Source organism: Rathayibacter tanaceti, from assembly GCF_001634385.1.
Taxonomy (GTDB): domain Bacteria; phylum Actinomycetota; class Actinomycetes; order Actinomycetales; family Microbacteriaceae; genus Rathayibacter; species Rathayibacter tanaceti.
This window is the reverse complement of sequence record NZ_LIIN01000262.1, coordinates 1-1,217: the sequence shown is the minus strand read 5'-3', so window position 1 is coordinate 1,217 and position 1,217 is coordinate 1. Positions and strand designations below refer to the sequence as shown.

Genomic DNA, 1,217 nt, shown 5'->3' with positions numbered 1-1,217 from the left:
TGCCTCCGCGACGGCCGCGGCGCAGCTCGCCGCGGTCGGAGCAGCTGCTTCCCGGAGCACGTCGGCCCCCGGCGGCACGACGCCGAACAGCACGACCCGGGTGAGCGCTCCCGATGCGGGCACGACGTCGAGCGCGGACCTCCCCGCCGGTGTCCCCGGCGTCGACGAGATCCTCGCGCGCTGCGCCGCGCCGAGCACGACGGTCCGCAGGACGAGACAGCACCCGCACCGGCTGCTCCGCAGCCGTCGGAGCCGGAGGAGCCGGAACCCCTCGAGCCCGCCGAGGCGATCGAGGATCTGCTCGCCGAGCTCGACGCGCTCATCGGCCTCGAGCGGGTGAAGAGCGAGATCAAGCGTCAGACCCAGCTGCTCCGCATCGATACCCTCCGCCAGGCTGCCGGTCTCAGCACGCCGACCCTCACCCGCCACCTCGTCTTCACGGGCAATCCGGGCACCGGCAAGACGACGGTTGCACGCCTGGTTTCGCGCATCTACCGTTCGCTCGGCATCCTCTCGAAGGGGGTGCTCGTCGAGGTCGACCGCTCCGAGCTCGTCGCCGGCTACCTCGGGCAGACGGCGACGAAGACCGCCGAGGTCATCGCGTCGGCGCGCGGGGGCGTCCTCTTCATCGACGAGGCCTACGCGCTCGCTCTCGATCAGTACGGCGCGGAGGCGGTGACCACGCTCGTCAAGGACATGGAGGACCACCGCGGCGACCTCGTCGTGATCGTGGCCGGCTACTCGGGCCCGATGCAGGGCTTCCTGGACACCAACCCCGGCCTCGCCAGCCGCTTCTCGACCACGATCGACTTCGCCGACTACAGCGACGACGAGCTCTCGGCGATCTTCGCGCGACTCGCGTCCTCGGCCGATTTCGAGCCCACGGAGGCGGCGCTCGCGGCCTTCGCGGAGCTCGCCGCCGCGCAGCAGCGCACTGAGGCGTTCGGAAATGGACGCTGGGTGCGCAACATGCTCGACACGGCGATCGCGCGTCACGCGTGGCGTCTGCGCGACGTCGAGGAGCCGACGCTCGACGAGTTGCGCGTCCTGCTGCCCGAGGACATCCACGAGGTCGGGGGTGAGGACTCCGCCGCGACCAGCGCACCTCTTGCTCCGGAGGCCGCGGACCCCGCAGCGCAGACGGAGGAGACCCGGTGAACGCCGCATCCGCCGCGCCGCCCGTGCCGCGGGCACCTGCCGCGCCGCCGGCTCGGTCG

Annotated in this window: 1 protein-coding gene; it reads left to right on the top strand. The window is 72.3% G+C overall.

Features of this window, described 5'->3' with window-relative positions; all coding sequences use genetic code 11:
- A partial coding sequence (locus tag ACH61_RS15510; RefSeq protein WP_153038953.1) for an AAA family ATPase occupies positions 1-1,158 on the top strand: 1,158 nt, incomplete at its 5' end.
- Positions 1,159-1,217 lie beyond the last annotated feature (59 nt).